The organism is Nonomuraea sp. NPDC048881, from assembly GCF_040649795.1.
In the GTDB taxonomy this organism is placed as follows: domain Bacteria; phylum Actinomycetota; class Actinomycetes; order Streptosporangiales; family Streptosporangiaceae; genus Nonomuraea.
The window spans coordinates 141,106-160,564 of the sequence record NZ_JBEZGC010000014.1; the positions used below are offsets into that span (position 1 = coordinate 141,106).

Sequence of the window (19,459 nt, forward strand, 5' to 3'; positions counted from 1 at the left end):
GTTTGCTCACAAAGCACTCAGGAGGCCTCGTACAGCTGGGCGCGCAGGTGGTCAACGGCGGTGCGCAGCCCGGCGCCGGAACGGTCACCGAAGAGCTCCGCGATCTCGACGACCGTGCCGAACTCCTGGTAGGCGGGGGAGTCCATGGCCTGGACCTCCAGTTCGCTCTCGTCGTGCGCGGAGTACTGTGCCAGCACGCGGTCGAGGATCGCGCGGGCTTCGGGGGCGAACGACTCCAGGAACTCACGGTGCTGGAGCTTGAAGCGGAGGGCGCGTTCGGAGCGCGACAGCACGGGGAGGCCCCAGCCGAGATAGATCAGTAGGTCGATGGCATCGGCGTCGGGACGGCCCGTCAGCTCACCGAGGTCGGCAGTGCTGATCCCGATGGCCTCCAGGCGTTCCCGCAACTCCTTGCGGCTCCGGCTATGCGCCCACTGGGCGAGCAGCTGGTGCGGGGATAGGTCGAGCTCGTGCAGTTTGTCCTTGATGAACTGCTCCAGCCGCACGAGGCGCAGCCGCAGGCCCGTCCCGTCGGTCTCGGTGATGTAGACGGCCGAACCGAGGATGTTCACCTCTACGTCGTCTATGTAAAAGGTGCGGCCCTCGGCGCGGATGTCGTCGATCTCCTCACCGTCGGTGATCATCGGCGGAAGGTCACCGCCGTCGTGACTTTCATACCCAGCCTCGGAGTCGGCCGCCTCGTCGGGGTCCGGGTCGGGCTCGACGTCGAGGTCCTCGGGGAAGGTGATGAAGCTTCCGTCCGGGTCTGCCTCGTCGCGGAGCCGCCGGAGCGGCGGGCCATCAAACTTGGGGTCGTAGAACAAACGGGTCGCGTCCACAAAGTCGATGATGTCGAACGCGAACTTGCCGGTCTCGGGCGACAGGCGGGTGCCGCGGCCGATCGTCTGCTTGAACTCCGGCATCGAGCGGATCACTCGGAACAACACGATGTTGCGGACGGTCGGGATGTCGACGCCTGTCGACAGCATCCGCGACGTCACCGCAATGACCGGGACCTCGGAGGCGTCGTCGCGGAATTCGTCCAGACGCTCTCGGCCAGCCTCGTGGTCGTCTCCGGTGATCCGGCAGACCCACTTGTGGCCGTACCGCTGCGACAGGTCGGCGTTGGCACGGGTCAGCGCCTCGACCATGCGCATTGCGTGGTCGTTCGTTTGGCAGAACACGATGGTCTTGTGCATGCGGCCGGTCTTGTGCAAATACTCCGTCAGGTAGCGGGCTACCTCGTCGGTGCGGTCGAGGATCGCCACGACCCGCTCGAAGTCCTTCGGCCCATACAGCTCGTCGGGGATCTCCCTGCCGTACATGTCGAGCTGACCTGCGTCCGGCCGCCAGCCGTACAAGTCGATGTCGATCCGGACGTTGCGGACCCGGTAAGGGGCCAGGAATCCGTCGCGAATGCCCTGGGCGAGGGAGTACTCGTAGATCGCGTCGCCGAAGTAGTGGTAGGTGTCGACGTCCTTACGGCTGATCGGCGTGGCCGTCAGTCCCAGCTGGACGGCGGGCTCGAAGTAATCCAGGATCTCACGCCACTGCGAACCCTCCGCGGCGCTGCCCCGATGGCACTCGTCGACGATGATGAGGTCGAAGAAGTCCCGGTCGAACCTCGTGTAGAAATCCTGCGCCCCGCCGGGCTGAGACAGCGACTGATACAGCGCGAAGTAAATGTTGCGGCTCCTCTGCACTCTGCCCTGGCCGAGCCGGTGGACGGCCTCGCCGAACATCTCGGTGAAGTAGTCGTCCTTGGGCTGGTCGATGAGGATGTTCCGGTCGGCGAGATACAGGACACGGGGCCGCCGCCCCTTCTCTGGCCAGTTTGCGTTCCACAGTTTCGCCACGATCTGCGCCGAGACCAGGGTCTTGCCCGTGCCGGTGGCCAGCACGAGGAGCAACCGTCGTTGCCCCTTGGCGATGGCCTGGACGGCTCGGTTGATCGCGTTGCGCTGGTAGTAGCGGGGGTCCTTCGGAGTGCCGTCCCAGTTGCGGGTCAATATGAACGGCGCGGACGCCAAGTCGGCATGAGCGTCGTCGGCGAGGGATCGGTCATCGCGGTACCGGGCCCAGAGCTGCTCCGGTGTGGGGAACTCTGAGATCTCCGAGATCAGGCCAGTCCGGTAGTCGATCTCGATGGTGCGGGTGCCGTTCGTCGAGTAGGCGAATGGGGCGTCCAGTAGCTCGGCGTAGCGTTTGGCCTGCTCAAAACCCTCAGCGGGATCAATGCGGGAGCGTTTGGCCTCGACGACGGCGAGCGGTAGGCCGTCGGAGTACTCCAGCACGTAATCGGCGATCAGTGGGCGTTGCTGATGGTGGCGACGGGCGGTCGGCTGGATCCGGCCGCGGTTGATCCGGTACTGGCTCTTGACCTGCTCTTCTACATTCCAACCGGTCCGGACGAGAGCGGGCAGGACGAACCGCTTGCAGGTCTCGTCCTCGGTGGGGTTGCCGCTACTGGAAGTCACCCTTTATTTTCTACCCGGAGGGTGTGACAATTTCCGGACTATCGATCCCAAACCCCTTTGAGCGCGGATTGGATCTTCGGCCGGGTGACGGGAAACTAACTTCAGACCGGCAGACCTGCCGAATCACCCGGCTAGCCAGTCCCCGGAGGTCGGTCGCCAGTTCCTCTGCGTCTGTACACAATCCTGTCCTGTGGGGGCTCAAGAACACGATTCGTCGTCAACGCCGGGGTTCATCGCCTGGTCGGGCCGGGCGTCCCTGGGACAGTGGTCGACTGGTTCGGGTTGCCTGGAATCATGGTTTGCCCTCTTGACCACGGTGTACGCCGTCACTCGACGTCTGCTGTCTGTGCCCGCGCTGTTGTTTCGCAGTGATGTCTCCAATGAGGCGGAACTGCTGGTGCTCAGGCACGAGAACGCGGTTCTGCGCCCTCAGGTCCCACGGGTGCGCTAGAGCCGGCCGATCGCCCGCAAGCCTGATCGGCGTAAGCAGTGCGCGACCTCGAACAGATGAAGGGAGTGTTCAGTCCGCCACCTGCCGCGACCCGCGAAGGCCACGGCTGCGATGCGGAGGGATCACATGCCTTGGCTGTGAGCCTGATCAATCGCCATTGCCAGTGAGCCACCTCGGGAGGGGCCAAACCCTTCAGCGCTAACCGAAGCAGCACCAAGGGTGGGGAGATGACTGGCCGCCGTTGGGAGACACCGTGGCCCCCAGTGGGGATTTCTCAAGATCGCCTTCGCGAGAACTCCTATGAGTGTCCTAAAGATCTTGGCGGTGAGTCGGCAGTGGTCAGGGCCGCACGTAACTCGGCGGAGGCTCGACGTCCAGCTGCGCCTTGTCGTTCTCATCCTCTGTGGTCAGTACATCTAGCGCGTGGCATTGACCAGGACATATCGCGGGATGCGGCAGACGCCGGTGAGGCGGAACGTGGGTGGCAAGAACGTCGGCTGCCACCTATCAGGGGGAGAAGCGGACGGGCTATGGTCGGGGTAGTAGGCCACGATGTGATCGACGAGGTCGTTCGACAGGAAGCCCGCGGCCAAGTCTTCGCCCCCGTTGAGCAGCAGGCGCCGGACGCCGCCCGCGTGAAGCGCTTCGAGGAGCTCAACGGGAGGGAGCCGAGAAGTATCGGACGGTAGCCGGATCATCCCAGATCCATGGCTGTTCGGGATCGCCTCTTCGAGCCGGCCATCGGCGTGCAAGACGGCATCGGCGGCGAGAAGCAGGCGCCTGGATGCCGGGATGCGATCCAAGGCTCCTGCCAACCCCGTGGAGGTCTCCGTGTAGGTCCAGGTGAGTACAGGCCGACTCAGTGTGAACGCGGCTCTCCACTGACCGAGCACGAGCAGTGCCTCGTCGGCGAGCACATCGGTCTCGACGTCCACCCCGGCTTGCCGTAGATCGTGCACTCCGCCGTCCCCTCTGGAGGTTGGGTCGAGGACGGCGACGACGACGCGGGAGATCCCGGCGTCGATGAGAAGCTGGCGGCAGGCAGGTGCGCGGCCGACGTGGTTGCAGGGCTCCAGGGTCACCACGGCGGTGCCACCCTTCGCGGCGGGCCCGGCGGCCAGCAGGGCGTTCCCTTCGGCATGGGCTTCACCCTTGCGGGCGTGATACCCCTCGCCGACGGGCTGTCCGGCCGCGTCGAGGATCACACAGCCGACGGGAGGGTTCGGACTTGTGGAGCCGAGGCCGTGAGCGGAGAGGGCAATCGCCCGCCGCATGGCTTGGAGTTCGAGGTTGGAGGCCATCAACCGGCCACCGCGTTGGCGAAGGCCATCCGGAACCGGGCCACGGACGGGAGGCGGCGGTGGATGCTCAACATGCGCTCGACCGAACTCAGCACGTTGACGATTCTCACAGACCCGGCTGCCTGCGCGATGGCCAGAGCTTCGACGGCGGTGGTGGCGGCTTGTTCTGGCTCACCATGGCCGGCGTAGGCTGCGGCCAGTCCTGCTAGCGCCATCCCGCGGTCTCGCCGGTAGACCGGTGGGAGGGCAGGGAGCGCGCTCTCGTAGGCGGCGATCGCGCGTTTGGGCCGGTTCAGTTCCAGCCAGCAGCGCGCCCGCTGGACCTGCACGTAGGCGGGAGTGCAGAACGATCCGTGGCCGCCGCGCGCGTCCCCCTTGTCGTCGACCGCCAAGGCCAGGGAGTGTGCCTCGTCCAATAGCCGCTGGCAGGCCCCCTCGTCGCCGTCGAGAGCGTGTCCTTGCGCCTGTTGCTGGACGATCGCGGCGCGCATGGGTACGGGCAGGTGTTCTCCCTGGCGGAGCGCGGACGTGGCCAGCCCGAGGACGTCGCCCGCGTGGCGGCCGTTCATCGCCTGCTGACTGCGGCGGAACATCGTCCAGGCGATCATGTGGTTGTCGCCCACCTCGTACGCCCAGGTGGCCGCCCGGTCGGTCCAGCGCTCGGCCTGACTCGTTTCCCCTGCGTCCTCGTGCAGCCAGGCCGCCGATTCCGCGTACCGAGCCGCCAGGCGAAGCACATCGAGCCGGTCGCTTCCACGGGCTGGGACGAGCAGTTCCTCAAGGACGGTGATCTGCTCGCGGACCGCTGGGATCGTGTGGCGGGGGCCGAGGAGGTTGTCACGCTGCACGAACAGGTGCCACTGCTCGCTCAGGTGGTCCAGGACGTCGTTGTAGTGCTGGCCAGTAGTCATCGACATCGCTGTGTCGCGACGCAGGGTCGGCGAGGGCTCCGGGAGCTGGCCACCGAAGAGTTCGGCCTCGTTCATCCCCAGAGCTCTGGACAGCAGCATCCGGTCTAGGGCGTTGGGCTTGTAGGTGCCCGCTTCCCAGTAGCGGATGTTCCGGCACACGCTCGTGGTCTTGGGCAGCGGCATGCCTTCTCCGGCGACCTGACGCATCAGCCGGACAAGCCCCTTCTGGCTGAGCAACCGTTCGAGCCTTGCCTGGCGGAGCCGTATCGCCCAGTCGGGCGTCACCTGGTCATCCATCCGTTGCACCTCGCCGCAGAGAGGAAGGAGGGGGGCGGAAACCCCTCCTCATGCTTCCCCCAGTCTCCTCTGCCACCACGAGGTCTTACCAGGCTGTGATGGATCTGTGCCTGCGCGGCGCGAGGTAGGTGCGCCGACCAGGCTGCTTGGTTCAGGGCGCCGCCCGCCCTCTGTCCTCCACAAGCAGCCCGAAAGGGAAGACCAGTGACAACCATCTCCGGTGGCACGATCGCCGAGCTGTTCGCCGGCGCGGTCCATCTGACCCTGGAAGGGGAGAAGGTCAAACCGCGTGGCATGGAGACACGCGAGGTGCTGGACGTACGGCTGCTCCTGGAGCAGCCGCGCGCCCGATTGCTTTACGCGCCCCCGGCGCGCGTGCTGAACACCGCGTTCGCCGTCGCTGAAACCGTCTGGATTCTGTCGGGGTCCGACGCACCCTGGATCTACGAGTTCAACGGTCAGCTTCGGCAGTACGCCGAGGACGACGGCATCCTGCGTGGGGCGTACGGGCCTCGGATGCGCCGCTGGGACGGTCACGTCGACCAAGTCGCCCAAGTGCTCGCCACGCTTCGGGACGACCCGCACTCCCGGCGAGCCGTCATCCAGCTCTACGACCCTGCCCGCGACTGCGGCGGGCACCGGGACGTGCCCTGCACCCTCGGCTACCGCTTCCACCTGCGCCAGGGACGCCTCCACATGGCGACCACCATGCGCAGCCAAGACCTCTGGACGGGCCTGCCCTACGACATCTTCGCCGCCACCACTCTGCAGGAACTGATGGCCGGGTGGCTGGGGGCCGAACTCGGTTACTACCACCATCACGTTGATTCGCTGCACCTCTACGAGCGGGACCTGGACAAGGCCGTCGACGTCGTCCGGCCGAACTCGACGATCGCGCCCGCGCCGATCCTGCCCTCTCTTGAGACTCCTTGGGAGGGGTTCGACGCGCTCCTCGCCGACGTACGCTCCGGGCGGCCTGTCAACCATCCCGGATGGGACTGTATGGCTGCGGTACTGGCCAGCTACCAGCAATGGAAACGAGGCAAGCGCGACGCCGCCCTCAAGGGCGCTGCAGCGATCAGCGGCCCGCTCGGGGACGGACTGCGCGCCTCGTACGCCGCCCTTCAGAGCAGGGCCGAATCCGCGGATCAGGCACGGTGATCGCGATGACACACGTCGTCCTAGGCATCTGCTCCTTCACCCATGACTCGGCCGCGGCCCTCCTGGTCGACGGCAAGCTGATCGGATTCGTGGAAGAAGAGCGCCTGTCCGGGATCAAGCACATCCGCGCCTTCCCCGAAGAGGCGGTCGACTGGCTCCTGAGCGAAGCAGACATCGTCGCCGAACAGGTGAACGCGGTCGCCTACAACTTTCATGGCCTCCACTACCTACGAGCAGCCGCGACATCACTCGGCCTGCTCGGCACATCTGCGGCGCGTGGGCGTACCCTGGCCCGCGCCGCCAGCTTCGCCAAGGTGGGCGTGCGTACCTTGCGGCGAGTACAGGGACTCGGCCGCCGTTTTCCGCTCGCTCACGTCCGTCCGATGCTGCACCACCGAACTCACCAGATGTACGCCTTCGCGGCATCCGGATGGGAGCGGGCGGCCGTTCTGGTCGTGGACAGCCTCGGTGAGGCGCAGACCACCACCATCGCGGCCGGCCTCCAGACGCACCCCGGGCGTCCGGTCCTGCGCACGGTGCATGCGATGACGGATCCGGCGTCGCTCGGCTACGCCTACGGTGCGGTCACCGAGCACCTGGGCTGGCGGCGTGGTGACGAGGAAGGCACCGTGATGGCCCTGGCCGCGCTGGGCGACCCGGCCCGCTTCCGAGACTTGTTCGCCCATGCCATCCCGATGACCGCGACCGGATTCGCCCTGCATCCGGAGTACTTCGCTCCGAGAGTGCTCTCCTCGTCCTACGCCCGTCTGACCACCCGCTTCGCCGCTGAGACGTGCCCAAGGCGTGCCCCCGGCAGCCCCATCGTTCAAGTTCACCAGGACCTGGCCGCTGCCCTCCAGGAACGCATCGAAGTGGTGATGCTGCACCTGGCCGCTCTGACGAGGACACGTACCGGCATGAACCGGTTGTGCCTGGGGGGAGGGGTCGCCACCAACTGCGTAGCGGTGGGGAAGATCGTCGAGTCTGGGCTGTTCCAGGAGATCTTCGTGCCTCCGGCGCCTGGTGACGCCGGTACCGCCATCGGCGCCGCGGCTGCCCTACATCTGGAGGGCAGCAGTCGCCCCGTGTCGGGCATCGCCGATGTCTGTTATCTGGGGCCCGCCTATCCGTTCTGGGTCCCTGACCTGTCCGCCTGGCCTCGACTGAAGGGACACCGGATCGCCGGTGACGCTGCCGAGATTCTGGCCGAGCGCCTGGCTGAGGAGCAGATCGTCGGTGTTTTCCGAGGCCGGGTCGAAGCCGGGCCCCGCGCGCTCGGCAACCGCTCAATCCTCGCCTCACCCGTAAGCACGGGCGTCGTGGCGAGGCTGAACGACACGGTGAAGTTCCGGGAGCCGTTCCGGCCGTTCGCTCCGATGGTGGTGGCCGAACGTGCCGCCGACTACTTCACGCTCGGCCAGGAGGCGCCGTTCATGTCGATGGCCTCAGGTGTGACCGACCTTGCTCGTGAGCAGATCCCCGCGGTCGTCCACGCCAACGGCACGGCACGCGTCCAGACCGTCACCAAAGACAGCAACCCGTTCATGCACGCCGTGCTGACCGCCTTCGCCCGACGCACCGGCATCCCCGTCCTGATCAACACCTCCCTCAACGTCAAGGGCAAGCCGATCTGTGGCACCCCGGCCATGGCGCTCGATTGCCTGGCCAACAGCGGTCTGGACGCGCTGCTCCTGGAGGGCTGGTGGATCACTTCATGAAGATCGGATACAGCTTCTGGGGCTTCTTGGGGCCGGGCATCACCGACACTCCAGATGGCGGTCGCAGCCACCGCCGCCCCTTCATCGACGCCATCCAGGCGGCGGGCCACCAGATCGTCTTCCTCCAGCCGAACCGCGACCTCACCGAGGCCCGCGACGCGATCGCCACCTCCTACCGATTCGACTCCGGACTGCCGGACATCGACGTGCTGTTCGCCGAATGGCGTTGGCCGATCCCTGGGCGGAACACCACCGCCTGCGGCTCGCTCGGACACACCTGCGACCTGCATCGGCAAGCCGAACTCCTCGACCACTACACCCGCGAACTCGGCCTGCCGACGATCATCTGGGACAAGGACCGCCGGCTTCCCCCCGACGATCCGCTGCGTCAACAGGCCGGCGTCGTGGTGTGCGAGGCGGCGCTGACGCCCTCGCCTGGCGCGCGTTCGCTGCTGTTCCCGCTGGACGACGCTCTCTTGCGCGCCGCGGACCCCGTGGTGCTCGCCTCTCAAGCTCGGCCCTTTCCGCTGAGTTACATCGGCAACCAGTACGACCGCGACGAGGCGTTCCACCGCTACTTCGCGTCCGCAGCGGCTCGCCTGCCGCACTGGGTGGCGGGCAAGTGGCCGGACACACGCCGGTGGCCGCACATCACCTTCCTCGGGAGGGTGCCGTTCAGCGACGTGACCCGCATGTACGGAGAGAGTCTGGCCACGGTTCTGCTGCTGCCGGACCGGTACGCGGCCGCGGGCCAGATGACCCAGCGCATCTTCGAGGCGGCGTTGGCCGGATGCCTGCCCCTCGCACCCGCCACGATCGCTCATGTGGAGCGGTTCGTCCCCGACGAGCTGATCGTCAGCAGCGGCGCCGAGGTGGTCGACACCGTACATCGGCTGTGGTCCATCGCCGGCACCACCGAGCACGCCGACCTCATCGCCACGAGCCTGACCAAGCTGAAGATCTTCCGGCTCAGCCGCCAGATCCAGGCCCTGCAGGAGATCCTGGCCGAACTCGCCGCCCTGCGCCCCCAAGCGACAGGAGCACGTCGATGAACATCACCCTCCGCTCCCTGACGGACCCGCCAGGCAGTGACAGCGTCATCATCCCTCTGACCTCGTCCATCGCGGCTATCGTGGAGCGCCATGCAGATGAACCGAGTCGCCGTCGTCGGGTCCGGTGGGAGCGGCAAATCCCACCTAGCCCGCGAACTCGGCCGGCTGCTGGATGCGCCGGTCACCCATCTGGACTCCATCTACTTCGACGACGAGTGGAACCCGCTCCCGCCGGAGAAGTTCGAGGCCGCTCAGCGAGAGCTGGTCGCGGCACCGCGCTGGGTCATCGACGGCAACTACAACTCGTCGCTGCACGTCCGGCTCCAAGCATGCGACACCGTGGTGATGATGGACGTCCCCACCTGGGCCGCGCTCTGGGGAATCTTCTCCCGACAGCTCCGGCACGGCGCCGGCCAGCACACCTCCGGTGTCTACAACCGCATCCACTGGGGCGTGCTCACGTACGTGGCCACCTACCGCAAACGCATGCGTCCCAAGGTGCTGGCCAAAATCCACCATCTCGCAGCCGGCAAACAAGTGATCTTCCTGCCCAGTCGCACCAAGACACGGCGGTGGCTCGAACAGGTGGCCGCCAGCCGCTGACCCGCCTCGTCAGCGCGGATGGGCGGCACCCATGACGCCGACAGGCAACGCCTTCACCCATCCGGCCACCACCGCCGGTCTGTACCATGACGGAGCCCGCCTGGCCGCCCGCACATCGGCCTTGCACCAGGCCAAGGTCCAAGGGCGGCCTGTGGCCGAGGTCATCGCCGACCTGGCCGCCGGACAGATGCCCGACCCGCAACAAGCGATCATCGCCGACGTCGGCTGCGGGCGCGGCACAAGCAGCCGCATTCTGGCCGAACGCCTCCACCCGAAAAGCCTGCTGGCCATAGACGCCTCGGCAGCGATGCTCGCCGCTGCCCGTGCTCGTATCGCGTGTGCGCAGCCTTCTGCGGGGATCACATACATCCGGGCCGACTTCCACCGGCTGCCAGTTACGGACGCAACCTGTTCCCTGGTCGTGGCCGCCTTCTGCCTGTACCACGCCCCCGACCCGCGGCCTGTCATCGCCGAGATCGCCCGCATCCTCGCTCCGGACGGCATCGCCATCCTGGTCACCAAGTCCACCGACAGCTACCGGACCCTCGACGAACTCATTGCCGCCGCCGGTCTGGACCCCGATGCGGTCCGGCGTCCGAGCCTGTACGAAACGGCGCACAGCGGCAACCTGGCGACCCTCCTAGCCCCACCGTTGAGGATCATCGGCACAGAGCACGAGGAGCACAAGTTCGCCTTCACAGGCTTCGATCATGTCGCCGCCTACCTGGCCACCACCCCCAAGTACGAGCTGCCTTCAGGCATGGCAGCCAACCCGGACGCGATCGCCGCCGCACTTCATGCCCGGATGACAGACCGGCCGGTCGTGGCCACCTCCACCATCACCTACATGACCGCCGTGCGAGGTGACCTGCCATGAGTCCCGGCACCTTCAGAAAGTCGTATTCCTCCCACAGAGAGCTCGAACGCGCCATCGCCAATCACACATGGCTCACCGAACACGCCAAGCCACTCCGGCTACCACCGCTCGTGGCCGTGCACCCCGATCACATCGAGCTCGGCCACGTCGGTGGTCGACACTGCTCGGTCGACGACGCGCCCGCTGTGGCCACCGCTCTCGGCCAGGCCCACGCCGCCGCATGGCAGAGCGATCTGCACAATGCCCTGCTCACCCACCCGCATCCGACGCCCGGTAACCACGAGCTACCCGCCTTCGTCACTCCGCGGATCGCGGCTCTTCACAAACACCGCGACGCCGGCTTGATCGGCGAATCCCAGATCCTCGCCGTCCAGCCACTACTGAAACCTCACCCCGCCGAGCTGACCGCCTTCTACAAGGACACCAACCCACGCAATGTCATGATCACGGGTGACGAGCCAGTGATGGTGGACCTCGACGACCTCACACTGGCGCCATTCGGCTACGACCTGGCCAAGCTGCTGGTCACTCTGGCGATGACACACGGCTCCCTGCCACGCGGCGCCTATGCCACTGCGCTCACCTGCTACAACCGACCGCTCCTCGACGCCGGACTGCCACTCGTTCCCCTCCGGCGCCTCCTCGATTACGCGGAACTGCACCACTTGCTCACCCTGCCCTACCTCGGCACAGGCGGCTACCGGCATCCATGGCCAACCGTCCGTCCCACTTCGGAGGACCTGCAGTGATCGTCACCGAACTGGTCTTCGTCCGACACGGCCAAGCTCAATGCAACGTCGACGGCGTCGTCGGAGGCCCACGCACCTGCACGGGCCTGACCGAGCTCGGCCGCCGCCAGATGACCCTGGCAGCCGCCCGCCTCGCCGCAGCGCATGAGGCCGAACCCTTCACCCACGTCTACGCGGGCCCTCGGCGGAGGCTCCAGGAAAGCGGACGAATCCTCGCCGGCGCCCTCAACCTGCCGCTGATCATCAGCAACTCCCTCGACGGGCCGGTACACGGAGAAGCCGATGGCAAGACCTGGGACGAGGTGAAGACGGCATTTCGGGGTGGTCCGCATGCTCATCCCGATAAGCCGTGGGCAAGGAGCTCCGACACCTGGAACGGCTACCTCGAGCTCGCCTGCACGGTCCTCGCCGACCTGATCCGGGAGCACCGCGGCGCACGTGTGCTGATCGCCGCACACGGCGAAACCGTGCTCGCCGCCCACACCCTGCTGCTGGACCTGCGTACCGGCCTCATGGCCGGTTTCACCGTCGACCATGCCTCCATCACCCACTGGCAACTTCACCGCAACCGGTTCGACGACGAGCGATGGATGCTGTCGCGTCACAACGACACCGCCCACCTTGCGGAACTGGTCAGCCCGTGAACACGGACGAACATGGCCCCTTGGCCATGGCCCGCAGCCACCTGGGCGCGGTCACTCGACTGCCACGGTTCGACCTGCCCGCGCACCTTACGCTCCTGGCCGCCGGAGACGGCGTGCGCTACATCCTCAAGCGCCACGACAGCCTCGACCGGTTCCGCGCCGAGACCCACGCCTACGCGACCTGGGTGCCGTCCCTGGGTGAACATGCCCCCCGACTGATCCACAACGACCCCGACAGTCTGTCCTTGTTGCTGACCGTCCTGCCAGGACAACGCGCCGCGCAGCTCCCGGAGGGTAGCTCCGCCGAACGCCTGGCTCACAGCGCGGCCGGACGCGTCCTGCGACTGCTCCACCAAGCCTCACCTGGCTTCCCGCAGGTCGGCACCGACGTGTCCGCATACCTGGCTGAGCGCATGCGCTGGTGGGCCGCCCGTGCCCACCTCGCCCACCTCATCACTGCCTCCGATTTAGGCGTTCTGCACACCTGGGCGGACCGCATGGCCGCCGAGTCTCTGGAGACAGCCATATGCCATCTGGACTACCAGCCCCGCAACTGGCTCCTCGCGCCCACCGGTGACATCGGTGTCCTGGACTTCGAGCACACCCGCCTGGATGCCCGCGTCCGAGACTTCAGCCGTCTGGAGCACCGCTACTGGCGACGCGCACCCCACCTGCGCAGCGCATTCTTCGACGGCTACGGCCGTCCCCTCGACCACGCCGAACAGGAGCTACTGGAGCGCTTCCGCACGTTGGAGGCCATCACCGCACTGGTACGAGGCCATGAAACAGGCAACGCGGAACTCCTCGCCCACGGTCGCACCCTCTTCGCTGACCTCCCCCGACCCCGAAGGGCCGCCATGACCACCACCCCGGCTGTCACGAAGGACGTACACCCCATGCTGCCCCGCCGCGCCGTCGTCACCGGTGCGGCGGGCTTCATCGGCTCACACCTGTGCCAAGCACTGCTCGACCTCGGCATAACCGTCATCGGTGTCGATCGCCGCGACCTCGGCAAGCACCATAGTGGGGCGAGGAACCTCGCGGTCGCCCGCGGATCCGCCGGCTTCATCTTCGCGACCGGTGACCTGCGCACGTGTGCCATCGAGCCTCTCCTGCTCGACGCCGACGTGGTCTTCCACCTGGCCGGAGTCCCCGGCGTACAGCCGTCCTGGGGAGCCGACTTCGACGACTACGTCGCCTCCAACATCTCAGCCACTCAGCGGCTCATGCACGCGGTCACCAGGCTACGCATCCCCCGCCTCGTCGTCGCATCCTCCTCCAGCGTCTACGGAGCGAACGGCGGCCGACCGAGCGCCGAAACCGACCACCCCCGCCCGGCCTCCCCGTACGCCGTCACCAAACTGGCCGAGGAGCAACTCTGCCTCGCTCACGCGGCCCGGTCCGACTGCGACACCACCGTGGTGGCCCTGCGCTACTTCACGGTCTACGGACCACGCCAACGCGAGGACATGTTCGTCCAACGGCTGCTGACCGCCGCCACGACCGGCCTGACCCTCCAGATATACGGAGATGGTCGGCAGCGCCGGGACTTCACCTACATCGACGACGCCATCGCCGCGACCGTCGCCGCCGGCACCACATATCTGCCCAACAGCGTGATCAATGTTGGAGGCGCAGGCACCACCTGTCTGAACGACGTCGTCGAACTGGCACGGAAGCTCACAGGTCAGCCACTCAACGTTCGCTCGACCAGCGCGCGAAGCGGCGACGTCTCCAGCACCTACGCGGACGTGTCCACCGCGCATCGGCTGCTGGGATGGGCCCCAACCACTGACTTGCTCGGCGGTATGACCGCGCAGCTCGAATGGCTGACAGCAAACCGCAGCCGATCTCCGGTAGCAGCAGAGCCGGTCTGAACGGCGTCCTCGACGGTTGATGCGCCGAGTCTCGGCGATCTGATAGGCCGCCCGTTTCGACGCGTGCATACTTCGAGTCGAAGCAGTGCTGGGAGCCTCCTACGGGGTCGCCAGATATCTGATCAACAGCGCTAATGCGTCTCAGGCCATTCTCGGAGGGCTTCAGCAAGCCAACCTGTAGACGGGCACGTTGGCCGGGTTGATCGGGCGGCCGACCCGTCCTACGAAAGCTCGGCGAAGCGTTCGACGTCCTCCGTCCGTCCGGACACGGCGCAGGATGCGGCCGTGGTGGCGGCTGACGGCCTTGGCCCAGATGTCGTCGATCTCCAGCTCGATCGGCAGCGACGTGGTCAGGATGCTGGCCCCCAGGTCGCCCCCGATGGCAACGACCGCCTTGTAGAAGTCGGGCACGTCGAGCTGGCGCAGCGTCTCCAGATCGGTGGAGTCCGCGGTGGCGATGTGGGTGACCTGCCCGGCCAGGCTCTGGGCGACCTTGGGCCGGTTGTCGATGGCCAGGACCTCGGTGCCGCGCCGGGGCAGCTCCAGCGCGAGCGAGGTGCCGAACCGGCCCAGGCCGATGACCACGACGGGATCCGTCTTCTTGTCAGCCAACGCTGACACGTTCCTCGGGGCAGGAGCACCCTGCAAGGAAGGCGGCCCCGCCGTGTGACGCAGGGCTGGACGCAGTGGGGCCGTTGAGTACGCCTCCACCGCGGTTCGGTAGGACCGACGGCTGCCTCGCCTGCGGTTCGCTGGGCCGCTGTTGCCGGCTGACCCGCCGTGGCCTCTTGGCTGCGCGCGCTGCGTGGCACCGTGCGCTCATGAAACAGCAGAACGACTACTTCTCAGGTGGAGGCGATCAAGCGAAGCATTACCGGGGCATTACCTGAAGAGGCGATGGCATGCGATGTTGCGCATCCGGTACTCAGATTTGCGGGGTGGGAACAACTCGTCGCATTTCGTGGCGATCATCAATGGGCTGATGCCCCATCTGGACAGGTCCAGCGAGGGTGGGCGTGGGTCGTCCGCTACGCGTTTTGCCTGGCTGCTTGGCTTGGATGGGTGGCGCCCGGCTGCGGGACCGGCTGGTGGTGGCGAGTGCAGAATCCCGTGCCGGTGGTGTGGCTCAGGGATGTGTGCACGGTTTCTGGCCGTGCTCCTCTCCTTGGCGTTGCTCGTCTTCTCATCTTGGTCGGACGTTATGCGGGAGAGGGCGAGTGACACCGGTGAGGGGAGGGTGGATGAGACGCTGGGCTTTTGCCTTGGCAGAGTTGGCCTGGCGGCATCCTGGCTGGCGATCGCTGGCCCAGCATCCACGACTTGAGGTGCAAGGCCGTGCTGGCCATTCGACTTGGCTGTTCCTGTGCCGCTCAGCGCTATCGCGGCGGCTATGGCGGCAGCGGCCCCGCCTCCTAGGAGCAGTGTCCGGGGGCGAACGTGTCCACGCTTTCGCGGGCCGTTGTCAGGCATGTCCTTGATCTCCGATGCTCTTGATCGTTACGCCGCGTAGCGTAGCTGCGGCTCTGTGGACATTCGCCGGGCTTTGGCTGCCCCTTGAGGACTCATGACGCTGCCATCTCATGCGGGTCGCTGGTCGTCGTGTCTCTCTCAGTTCGGGCCGTTTTGCTGGTGTGGTCGCGGCTGGCCTTGGGCGTGCTCGTGAGCAGGTGTGTCGTCGGCAGGATCCTGTGCGCCGGACCCATGGAGGGGTGAAGTGGGCGGTTCGGCGTCATGGGAGCCGCTCTCCCAGGAGAAGCGGCTCTGTCTCGTGAGGCTTACTCGGTGGATACCGGGTGCAGGCCGAGCACTTACTGTAGTCTTGTAACTACTTTACGCCACCAAGTGTTTGGAGCGTCGATGCGCCTGCCTCTGCTGGCCGCCAATGCCGGTCTTTGTGCTGGTCTCGTCCTCGCAGCCATCCCGGCCTATGGTGCTGCTCGGCCGAACGCGGTCTTCCTCTCTGTCACGGCTCACGAAGGCACCACTATGAGGGCCGTCTACGTGCAATGTCCGAATCCGACGCGCGGGCACCCGTACGGCGAGGCTGCATGTGCCGCCATCGACGCCGTCGACGGAGACTTCAACCGTCTCTCCAGCAGTCCATACCGCCGGTGCGGGGGGGATCAAGGCTCGGTCACAGCGACAATGGACGGTATGTGGCGGAACCGATCGATCGGCTGGCAGAAGACGTTTCCCAGCGTCTGTGAGCTTTACGCCAAGACGGGTGTGATCTACCGCTTCTGACAGGGGTCGCAACCTGGACCGACACGTGGGACCGGTTGGGCTGGAGATAGCAAGTGCGCTCACCGTGCAACGGGGCGAGAGCGCCAGATGCATACGGCGGCTTCCCTGATCCACCGGCTGACCTAAACGAGGAGAACTAATCCTTGGGTGACGCCCAGACCGTAGTAGCCAAGAAACGGACGGGTGTGGAGGTCGAGGACGCAGGCGGCCGGCGTAGGCCGCTCTCTTGAACGCGACAGGGGATGACACAAGCGCTCCGGTAAGGCATGCCTAGGAGCGGCTGCCTGAACGTTGAGGAGTTCTGCCCGGCGGCACAGGTAACGTCTTCAGCTTGAGAAGGTGTTCCTTTCCGTCATCACGCATAGCGCAAATGCTTGCGCAGAGCTATTCCCCCTTCTGTGACGCGCTTGCCGAGGTGCTTCATCCAGTGACCTCGAAGGCGTATGGCGGGACCTGGGCCTGGCCCCAGGCCGTCACTGTGATCACCTTGGCTGTGGCAGGCTCGTAGGCTCTCATGCCATTGCCGTACGGCTGAGTGTCGGGATGCTGGAATGAGAGCGAGAGTGCGAGGTCCGGCGCGGTTTCAAGTCTTTGTAATGCGCATTCTGATTCCTTGTCGTGATGCGAGGGGTGCGGTGGTAAATCCTTGACGTAGTCAACCCCCTCTGGAGGAGCCTGGTGATTCGGGAATGCCTTACAAATGACCGGAAGAGCGAAGCTTCCGAGCTTTTGTGCCGAATTATTATCGCGGGCGCGTTGACGTTCGAGTTGCTGGGTTATCCAAGCGTGGCCTTGGCCTATGCAGACCCTCATTGCCCGACACAGTGGGCCTCAGAGCAGGCACGCCAGATGTTCGATGTCGAGAAACTGTGCCTGCTGGTTCATGAGGACCTGGCGGAGGGCCGGCCGATCGATCTCGGAAAGCGGATGGCCGAGACCCGGCGGGTGTCAGGGAGGACGGCACCGTCGCCGAGACCACGAGCGCAATCGACGCCGGAGAGCTCGCCCTCCAGGACACAGCCCGAGCGTCGCCGGCCAACGCCTGTGGCCGTACCTGTACCTGTGCCGAGCAGGCGACAAGGGGCTGACGGACTAGGCAGGGACGAGCCTCGCAAGCGTCGGGAGACGGTCTCGCGGCCAGATCGGCTGCCATCGGAGTCCGTTCCGGATCGAAGCGACACGGTCAGGCGCGTCCATCGCAGGCGTGATCAGGACCACGGTGTGCGTTCGCAGCGGCGAGATGCCGGAATCAGGCCGACTGCCCCGCCGCTGCCCACTCCGTCGCCCTCGAACTTGCTTTCGTCTCTCTTGCCGACAGTGAGTGGCAGTCCAGGCGATACGACGGTGAAGCGGGCTGGGGCCTCATCTGAGGTGAGGCGACCGCTGGGCGTCGCGCTGGCGTTCGGGCTGCTGGTCATGCTGCTGGGCGCCGCGGTGATCGCTCGAGTGCGGTCCCGGCTCGCTCGATCAGGCATAGGCCCGCCTGCGGTCGATGGTCTACCTCAAGGTCACCGAAGTGAGCAGGCGGCTCTGCCAGTCACGCTGGCTACTGGCATGCAGGCTCCCCGCGTCGCGCCCGCCGAGGTGAGGACGGACGGCGAACCGGAGAGCCTGAAGACCAAAGCGCCTGTACCTGCTCAAGGCGGGGAGCAGCCGAGAGCATCCGCTCCTGTGGCAGACGCCGCGACGGCGGCAACTTTGCTCGGGACTGGGGAGTCGGGCTTCGTGGTGGCGCCGGGCAAGACCAAGGTCGAGGTGCTGGGGGTGCCGCGGGTGGGCTGGGGCGGACAAGAGGTGTCGTTTGGGCGGGCGGAGGCGCGGGATCTGTTCGCGCTGTTGTCGGTTTCCCAAGATGGGGTGTCGTCCGAGGCCATCGTAGAGGCGTTGTGGCCAGGTGATGGCGAGCGTGGCGGGCGCCGGTTGGAGTCGGCGGTGCGGGAGATCAACCAGGCCATGAGGCACGCGACCGGGTGCGCGTCGGGCGTGCGGTTCGTGGTGAAGTCCAGAGAACGGCGGCTGCTGCCTGCGGCGTGGTTCGATGTGGACTTCTGGCGGTTCGACGCCGCTCGCCAGCGCGCTGCCACCGCGGCTGACGACGCGACGCGGATGACGGCCTTGCATGAGGCGCTGGCGCTGTATCGGGGGCCGCTACTGGCGGGTCGTGATGATCTTTGGGTGCTCACGCCCCGGCAGGCCGCTCAGCGGCATGCGGTCAACGCCGCTGTACGGCTGGCCGAGCTGGTGCGGGCAGATGATCCGGATCGGGCGGTGGACGGCTTGCAGCTGGCGGTGGAACGCATCGATCCGTACAGCGAGATGTTGTGGGGTCACCTCATGACGATTCAGGGAGAGCAGGGCCGTCAGCTCGCAGTCCGGCGCTCGTTTGAGCTGTTGAAGGAGCGATTGGCAGAGATCGATACAGTGCCGAGCCCGCAGGTCCGGCAGGTGTACGAGCGGCTTCTACGCTGATCGGCGCGCCTGAAGGCGCGGTCTTGGCGGCGGCGACGGTGACGTCACCCGCCTTCGCGGAGAACTCGCTGATCGTGGGCGGGGTAGCTGGCAAGAACTTCGGCCGTGAGCAGCCCGACCGGTTGGGCGGCGTAGATGCGGGCCAGCAGCCGCAAGGTGAAGACGGAGGGGCGCCGGCCCGCTTGTGGCCAGTTCTCGTAGTCATACAGGCGGGACTCACGCAGGCCTGCGCCGTTGGTGCCAGCGAGCCGGTGGAAGCACTCGACCACCTGGGCGGCGGTGAGCCCGGCGGCGTATCGGTAGAGACGTAGCGGGGTGGCGGGGTGGTCCAGGCCGAGGATGACGGCGATCTGGTCGATCGTGAAGCCGTGCTGGCGTAGGTAGCGGCTGCGGCGTCGGCAGTCGAGCAGGGTCTGGTATCCGGTACCGGACATGGCCTGGTGTCCCTTCACATGTTGCGCATGGTTGCGCGAGGTGGGCCCGTTGCGTTTCGGGTTGAGGGACGGTAGGCGGGCTCGGCAGAGGGGCTCCAGTCTGGGTGTGGGGTATTCGACGGCCGGGGTTGAGGGGCGGCCGGTGCCGGTCACGGCGGGTTGCCGCTGGTCGGGGCGGTGTGGGTGGGGGGTTC

At 66.5% G+C, this 19,459-nt stretch carries 15 protein-coding genes; 10 read left to right on the forward strand and 5 right to left on the reverse strand.

Annotated features, from left to right (window positions below):
• Positions 1 to 17: 17 nt before the first annotated feature.
• The 3 genes from hsdR to AB0C33_RS37640 all read right to left on the reverse strand — a co-directional run bounded on the left by hsdR (position 18) and on the right by AB0C33_RS37640 (position 5,437).
• On the reverse strand, positions 18 to 2,477 hold the full coding sequence (hsdR, locus tag AB0C33_RS37630; protein ID WP_358296635.1) for an EcoAI/FtnUII family type I restriction enzme subunit R: 2,460 nt from the start codon (positions 2,475 to 2,477) through the stop codon (positions 18 to 20).
• Between the two features lie 867 nt (positions 2,478 to 3,344).
• A complete protein-coding gene (gene ribD / locus AB0C33_RS37635; RefSeq protein WP_358296638.1) occupies positions 3,345 to 4,229 on the reverse strand; it encodes a bifunctional diaminohydroxyphosphoribosylaminopyrimidine deaminase/5-amino-6-(5-phosphoribosylamino)uracil reductase RibD in 885 nt (294 codons plus the stop codon).
• A complete protein-coding gene (locus AB0C33_RS37640; protein WP_358296641.1) occupies positions 4,229 to 5,437 on the reverse strand; it encodes a hypothetical protein in 1,209 nt (402 codons plus the stop codon). Before AB0C33_RS37640 ends, ribD begins: the two co-directional genes overlap by 1 nt.
• Positions 5,438 to 5,641: 204 nt before the next feature.
• Here AB0C33_RS37640 and AB0C33_RS37645 point away from each other — a divergent pair, with 204 nt between their 5' ends.
• The 8 genes from AB0C33_RS37645 (at position 5,642) to AB0C33_RS37680 (ending at position 14,118) form a co-directional block, all read left to right on the forward strand.
• Positions 5,642 to 6,598: a thymidylate synthase gene (locus tag AB0C33_RS37645; RefSeq protein ID WP_358296644.1), complete on the forward strand. Its 957-nt coding sequence runs from the start codon at positions 5,642 to 5,644 to the stop codon at positions 6,596 to 6,598.
• Positions 6,599 to 6,603: 5 nt separating this feature from the next.
• A complete protein-coding gene (locus AB0C33_RS37650) occupies positions 6,604 to 8,316 on the forward strand; it encodes a carbamoyltransferase C-terminal domain-containing protein (protein ID WP_358296646.1) in 1,713 nt (570 codons plus the stop codon).
• Entirely contained in the window at positions 8,313 to 9,368 is a 1,056-nt protein-coding gene (locus AB0C33_RS37655; RefSeq protein WP_358296649.1) for a hypothetical protein, read from the forward strand. Before AB0C33_RS37650 ends, AB0C33_RS37655 begins: the two co-directional genes overlap by 4 nt.
• 90 nt (positions 9,369 to 9,458) lie before the next feature.
• Positions 9,459 to 9,971 carry a topology modulation protein gene (locus AB0C33_RS37660; RefSeq protein ID WP_358296652.1) on the forward strand — a complete coding sequence of 171 codons (513 nt, stop codon included), beginning with the start codon at positions 9,459 to 9,461 and terminating at the stop codon, positions 9,969 to 9,971.
• Positions 9,972 to 10,002: 31 nt separating this feature from the next.
• Positions 10,003 to 10,848 (forward strand): class I SAM-dependent methyltransferase, encoded by an 846-nt coding sequence (locus AB0C33_RS37665; protein ID WP_358296654.1) that lies wholly within the window; start codon positions 10,003 to 10,005, stop codon positions 10,846 to 10,848.
• A complete protein-coding gene (locus AB0C33_RS37670; protein WP_358296658.1) occupies positions 10,845 to 11,597 on the forward strand; it encodes a phosphotransferase in 753 nt (250 codons plus the stop codon). Before AB0C33_RS37665 ends, AB0C33_RS37670 begins: the two co-directional genes overlap by 4 nt.
• Positions 11,594 to 12,241 (forward strand): histidine phosphatase family protein, encoded by a 648-nt coding sequence (locus tag AB0C33_RS37675; RefSeq protein WP_358296660.1) that lies wholly within the window; start codon positions 11,594 to 11,596, stop codon positions 12,239 to 12,241. The genes AB0C33_RS37670 and AB0C33_RS37675 overlap by 4 nt, the downstream gene beginning before the upstream one ends.
• Positions 12,238 to 14,118, forward strand: a complete 1,881-nt coding sequence (locus AB0C33_RS37680) for an NAD-dependent epimerase/dehydratase family protein (protein WP_358296662.1) — start codon at positions 12,238 to 12,240, stop codon at positions 14,116 to 14,118. Before AB0C33_RS37675 ends, AB0C33_RS37680 begins: the two co-directional genes overlap by 4 nt.
• A 162-nt stretch (positions 14,119 to 14,280) precedes the next feature.
• Here AB0C33_RS37680 and AB0C33_RS37685 read toward each other — a convergent pair whose 3' ends face one another.
• The gene (locus AB0C33_RS37685; RefSeq protein WP_358296665.1) at positions 14,281 to 14,730 is read right to left on the reverse strand and encodes an NAD-binding protein; all 450 of its coding nucleotides are present in this window, start codon (positions 14,728 to 14,730) and stop codon (positions 14,281 to 14,283) included.
• A gap of 1,245 nt (positions 14,731 to 15,975) precedes the next feature.
• Between AB0C33_RS37685 and AB0C33_RS37690 the strand changes: the two genes are divergently transcribed.
• The gene (locus tag AB0C33_RS37690; protein ID WP_358296668.1) at positions 15,976 to 16,362 is read left to right on the forward strand and encodes an SSI family serine proteinase inhibitor; all 387 of its coding nucleotides are present in this window, start codon (positions 15,976 to 15,978) and stop codon (positions 16,360 to 16,362) included.
• A 1,671-nt stretch (positions 16,363 to 18,033) separates the two neighbouring features.
• Positions 18,034 to 18,831, forward strand: coding sequence for a bacterial transcriptional activator domain-containing protein (locus AB0C33_RS37695; protein ID WP_358296671.1), 798 nt, complete (start codon positions 18,034 to 18,036; stop codon positions 18,829 to 18,831).
• 44 nt (positions 18,832 to 18,875) lie between these two features.
• Here AB0C33_RS37695 and AB0C33_RS37700 read toward each other — a convergent pair whose 3' ends face one another.
• Complete coding sequence (locus AB0C33_RS37700) at positions 18,876 to 19,265, reverse strand: hypothetical protein (RefSeq protein ID WP_358296673.1); 390 nt, start codon at positions 19,263 to 19,265, stop codon at positions 18,876 to 18,878.
• Between the last annotated feature and the right edge of the window lie 194 nt (positions 19,266 to 19,459).